Below are 5,322 nucleotides of genomic sequence, written 5' to 3'. Positions count from 1 at the left end.
CGCCGGTGAGGATGACCAGGCCCGGCCCGGGCGCGAGGAGGAGCGTCGCGTGATTGCGGACGTCGGTCAGGACCAGGCGCGACAGCATGGGCGCGCGCTTAGCCGGTCAGCCCCGATCCGTCATGCCGGCATCCCGCCGGTCGGCCGCGTCAGGGCGGCCGCCTCCGGCTCGGGTGCCGCGACGCTCTACGCGGCCAGCTTCTCGGGCTCGGGCTCGGGCTCGGGCTGCGCGATGGCCGGCTGCTTCGGCGCGCTCAGATACGACGCCATCGCCGGGCCCAGCACCCGCTGGGCGTGGCGGTACACCACCGGATCGGCGATCCCGAGCCGGGCGCGCGCGGCGGCGAGCGGCTCGTGCATCACCGTCTCGTAATCCTCGCCCGCCAGCCACCGGGCTTGGCGGCCGTGGCGATAGCCTTCCCAGATGGCGCGCGCGAACAAACGCCCGCGCGTGACGCGCAGGCTCTTGAGCGCCGCCGCGCCGGCGATGAACGCCCAGCCGAGCCCGCCCAGCTGCGCGTAGGAAAAGGCGACCAGCGCCGCCTCGCCCAAGCTCTCGTCCGCCTGATAGCCGGTCAGCACGTGCCAGACATCGTGCATGTCGCGGCTGCGCCGGCCGAACCAGGCATAAGGGTGCCGGATGTCGTCGCCGTCGGTGATGCGGCTGACCTCGACCAGCCCGTCGGCGGAATAGCCGGTGGTCGCCAGCCAGTCGCGATAGGCGGCGCCCACCGTGCCGGGCGCGAAGCTCGCGACCCAGGCGCGGTCGGAGAACCGCCGGGCGAGCTCGACCTGCTCGGTCGCCAGCCGGCCGCCGTCCAGCGTCGCGATCAGCCGCGCATAGCCGCGCGGCCCCGACCCGACGTTGAGCGCGCGCATGATGCGGAACACCTGCGCGGTATCGTCGCCATTGGCGAGCAGCTTGCGGATCGCGTCGAACGCCGTGCGCCAGTCGCGCCGGCCGGTGGTGCCGGGAAAGGGAGGGAGGGTGGCCATCGGGTCAAGTCCTTACTGACAAGAATGTTAATAAAATCTGATCGCCCTTCTGTCAACTGACGGCGGGCGGCGGTTCGCCAATCCATCCATGCCGAGGATTGCCGCGAGACGCTTGCGCGATCCCGTTGCCCGGGCCACGCTCCAGCCGTGCCGAAAGGGGGGCGTATGGGACGGATCATCGAGTGGGTCGCGATCGGATCGCTGGCCGCGACGCAGGCGGTGGCGGGACAGGTCGCCGCGCCGGCGCCGCCGACCGTCGAGCGCAAGCCCTTCCAGGTTTCCTCGCCGAACGGCCCGCGCGAGGACGACTATTACTGGCTGCGCGACGACACCCGCAAGGACCCGGCGATGCTCGCCTATCTGGCTGCCGAGAACCGCTATGCCGACGCGCAGCTCGCGCCGCTCAAACCGCTGGAAGCGGCGCTCTTCGCCGAGACGGTGTCGCACATCAAGCAGGACGACAGCACCGTCCCGTATCGCAAGAACGGATGGTGGTATTCACAGGCGTTCGCGACCGGCGCCGACTATCCGGTGATCCAGCGCCGGGCCGACCGTCCCGGCGCTGCCGCCGCCGCCCTGTTCGACGAGCCGGCGATGGCGAAGGGCCATGGCTTTTTCGCGCTGTCCGACTGGGCGGTCAGCCCCGACAACCGGCTGGTCGCCTGGGCGGAGGACACGGTCGGGCGGCGGCAATACGTCCTCCACGTCAAGGACCTGGCGACCGGCACGATCGCCACCGACACGGTGGCCGATATCGAGCCGAACCTGGTCTGGGCCGACGACGACCGCACGATCCTGTACGTCGCCAAGGACCCGGTGACGTTGCGTGGCTATCGCGCGATGGCGCATGTCCTCGGCACGCCGGCCAGCGCGGACCGGATCTTGTATGAGGAGAAGGACGACAGCTTCTCGCTCGGCATCGAGCGCACCGCCGACGACCGATACATCTGCCTCACCGTCGGCAGCACGGTCAGCGACGAGCAGCGTTGCGCTCCCGCCGCCGCGCCCACCGCCTTTACCGTCGTCGCGCCTCGCGCGCGCGAGTTCCGCTACGGCGCCGACCATCAGGGCGGCCGCTGGATCATCCGCACCAACCGCGATGCCCGGAACTACAAGCTCGTCACCGTCGCCGACGCCGAGCTGGGCAAGGGCGTCGCCGCTTGGCGCGACCTGACGCCGGCGAGCGACCGCGTCTTCATCGAGAGCTTCCGCCCGTTCGATGGCTTCGTCGCGATCGACCAGCGCGAGGGCGGCAACCGCATGATCCGGCTGCTGACCGACGCGGGTCGCTCGGTGCCGGTCAGGGCCGACGAGCCCGCCTTTCGCATGGCGCTCGACGTCAACGAGGAGGTCGCGACACCATGGGTGCGATACAGCTACGCCTCGCTCGTCACGCCGACGACGACCTTCGAGATCAACGCGACCACGGGCGAGCGGCGAGTGCTCAAGGTCGCGCCGGTGCCGGGGTATGACCCGTCCAACTACGTCACCGAGCGCGTCTGGGCGACGGCGCGGGATGGAGTGAAGGTGCCGGTGTCGCTGGTTTATCGCAAGGGCGTGAAGCGCGACGGGACCGCGCCGCTGTTCCAATACGCCTATGGCAGCTACGGCATCTCGTCCGACCCCAGCGTCAGCGCCGAGCGGATCGGCATGCTCGATCGCGGCGTCGTGTATGCGATCGCGCATATCCGCGGCGGCCAGGAACTGGGCCGGCGCTGGTATGACGATGGCCATCTGCTCCACAAGCGCAACAGCTTCACCGATTTCATCGACGTGACGCGCTACCTCGTCGCGCAGAAATATGTGGCGAAGGACCGCGTCGCCGCGCTGGGCGGCAGCGCGGGCGGGCTGCTGATGGGCGCGGTCGCGAACCTGGCACCCGCCGACTATAAGGTGATGGTCGCGCAGGTGCCGTTCGTCGACGTGGTGACGACGATGCTCGACGCCTCCATCCCGCTGACCACGTTCGAATATGACGAATGGGGCGACCCGCGGCAGAAGCCCTTCTACGACTATATGCTGAGCTATTCGCCCTACGACAACGTCGCCGCGAAGGCCTATCCGGCGATGTATGTCGGCAGCGGGCTGTGGGACAGCCAGGTTCAATATTACGAGCCGACCAAATGGGTGGCCAAGCTGCGCGCCACCAGGACCGACGCCAACCCGCTGCTGTTCCGCGTCAACATGGAGGCGGGCCATGGCGGCAAGTCGGGGCGGTTCGAGCGGCTGCGCCAGAACGCCGAGTGGGAGGCCTTCGTGCTGTCCCAGCTTGGCGCGCAACGGCTCCTGTCGCCCCCGTCGGCCGCCGGATAGTCCTTCGTCCGATCCCGCTCGCCACCCGGCCAGGACGATGCCGCCCGCCTACACCCGCATCGGCATCAGCACGTATAGCGCGGGCGCCTTGTCGTTCTCGCGGATCAGCGTCGGGGCGGCGGCGTCGGCGAGGTGGACCTCCACCGTGTCGCCGTCGATCTGGCCCAGGATGTCGAGCAGGTAGCGGCTGTTGAAGCCGATCTCGAAGCCCTGCGCGGTGTATTCGCCCGGCACCTCCTCGGCGGCGGTGCCGTTCTCCGGGCTGGTCACCGACAGCGTCACCTTGTCGCGATCCAGCGCCATCTTGACCGCGCGGGTCTTCTCGTTGGCGATGGTGGAGACGCGGTCGACGCCCTGCGCGAAGCCGCGCGGGTCGAGCTTGAGGATCTTGTCGTTGCCGGTCGGGATGACGCGGGAATAGTCGGGAAAGGTGCCGTCGATCAGCTTCGACGTGAGCACCGCCTGGCCCAGGTCGAAGCGGACCTTGCTGCCCGATAGCGAGACGCCGACCGAGCCGTCCACCTCGTCGAGCAGCTTGCGGAGTTCGGCCACGCATTTGCGCGGCACGATCACGTCGGGCATCCCGGCCGCGCCGTCGGGCAGCTTGACGGTGACGCGCGCGAGCCGGTGGCCGTCGGTCGCCGCCGCCTTGAGCACCGCGCCGCCCGCTTCCTCGCTGGAATGAAGGAAGATACCGTTCAGGTAATAGCGCGTCTCTTCCGTCGAGATGGCGAAGCGCGTCTTGTCGATGATCTGCTTGAGCGTCTCCGCCGGCAGCTCGAACCGGGTCGGCAGCTCGCCCTCGGCGATGACGGGGAAGTCGTCGCGCGGCAGCGTCGGCAGCGACGAATTGTAGCGGCCCGCGCGGATCGCCATCCGGCCCTCCGCCGCGTGGAGCTGGACCTGCGCGCCGTCGGGCAGCTTGCGCGCGATGTCGAACAGCGTGTGCGCCGACACGGTGGTGGCGCCCGGCTGATCGACCTGCGCGGCGACCTGCTCGTTGATCTGGAGGTCCAGATCGGTCGCCATCAGCCGCAGCGCGCCGCCGTCGGTCGCCTCCAGCAGCACGTTGGACAGGATGGGGATGGTATTGCGCCGCTCCACCACCGACTGGACGTGGCTCAGCCCCTTCAGCAGCGTCGCGCGCTCGATCGTCGCCTTCATTCGCCTTACCCCGCCCCAGAACCCGCGACTCCCGATGGCGGGAGAATCCTGCCGGACCCTACGGAGGGGGCCGGGCCGGGGCAAGCGGGCTTGCCATCGCGGGTCGGTCGGACGAGGGCATGGCGATGGCGAGGTGGGCATGGCGAGACGGGGACGCGACTTCATCGCCCGGCACGGCGAGACGGTGTTCAACGCCGCCCGGCGGCTGCAGGGCGACCACCCGCACACGCCGCTGACGCGCGCCGGGTTCGCGCAGGCGGACGCGATCGGCCGGGCGCTGCGCGACCTGCTGGGCGAGCGGCCGGCGCTGACATTGTGGTCGAGCCCCAGCGGCCGCGCGCTGCAGACGCTGGCGATCGTCGCCGAGCATCTGCGCCTCGATTGGCACGGCGCGCGCGTCGACGCGCGGCTGGCGGAGATCGGCATGGGCGCCTGGGGCGGCCGCTTCTATGCGGACGTGATCGACGAGGTCGGGCCGGTGGTGACGGGCGAGGGGCTGCTGGTCCCCGCGCCGGATGGCGAAGGCTATGACGCGATCGCCGCGCGGGTCGGCGGGTGGCTAGCGGACACGGACGACGACCCCGGCGACCGGCTCGTCATCGGTCACGGCATCTCCAGCCGCGTGCTGCGCGGGCTGATGACGGGCGCGGACGTTCATCCCGTGTTCGCGGCGCCGATCGCGCCGGGCTTGCCGCAGGGCTCGGTGGCGATGATCGCGGACGGGCGCGAGCAGGTGCCGCACCGGGGCACGGGACACGCGCCGGCGTGATCGTGGCGGCGCTGCTGCTGGCGAGTGGTCGCGCGGCGATCGGGGTCTATGGCGGCTGGGCGGCGTTCCGCGACCGCGTG

General features: G+C 70.4%; 4 protein-coding genes. 2 read left to right on the top strand and 2 right to left on the bottom strand.

Annotated features, from left to right (window positions below; translation table 11 throughout):
* Nucleotides 1–186 precede the first annotated feature (186 nt).
* On the bottom strand, nucleotides 187–996 hold the full coding sequence (locus tag HUU95_RS07600) for a Coq4 family protein (protein ID WP_174279565.1): 810 nt from the start codon (nucleotides 994–996) through the stop codon (nucleotides 187–189).
* Nucleotides 997–1,161: 165 nt separating this feature from the next.
* Between HUU95_RS07600 and HUU95_RS07595 the strand changes: the two genes are divergently transcribed.
* Nucleotides 1,162–3,309: a S9 family peptidase gene (locus HUU95_RS07595; protein ID WP_174279564.1), complete on the top strand. Its 2,148-nt coding sequence runs from the start codon at nucleotides 1,162–1,164 to the stop codon at nucleotides 3,307–3,309.
* A 48-nt stretch (nucleotides 3,310–3,357) separates the two neighbouring features.
* Here HUU95_RS07595 and dnaN read toward each other — a convergent pair whose 3' ends face one another.
* Nucleotides 3,358–4,473 (bottom strand): DNA polymerase III subunit beta, encoded by a 1,116-nt coding sequence (gene dnaN, locus HUU95_RS07590; RefSeq protein ID WP_174279563.1) that lies wholly within the window; start codon nucleotides 4,471–4,473, stop codon nucleotides 3,358–3,360.
* A 139-nt stretch (nucleotides 4,474–4,612) separates the two neighbouring features.
* On the opposite strand from dnaN, the gene HUU95_RS07585 reads away from it, so the two are divergent.
* A complete protein-coding gene (locus HUU95_RS07585) occupies nucleotides 4,613–5,242 on the top strand; it encodes a histidine phosphatase family protein (protein WP_174279562.1) in 630 nt (209 codons plus the stop codon).
* The last annotated feature ends 80 nt before the right edge of the window (nucleotides 5,243–5,322 follow it).

The sequence above is a fragment of the Sphingomonas bacterium genome, assembly GCF_903643065.1.
GTDB lineage: Bacteria > Pseudomonadota > Alphaproteobacteria > Sphingomonadales > Sphingomonadaceae > Sphingomonas.
Note: the sequence above shows the minus strand (reverse complement) of the source record. Positions and strands in the feature narration are given on the sequence as shown.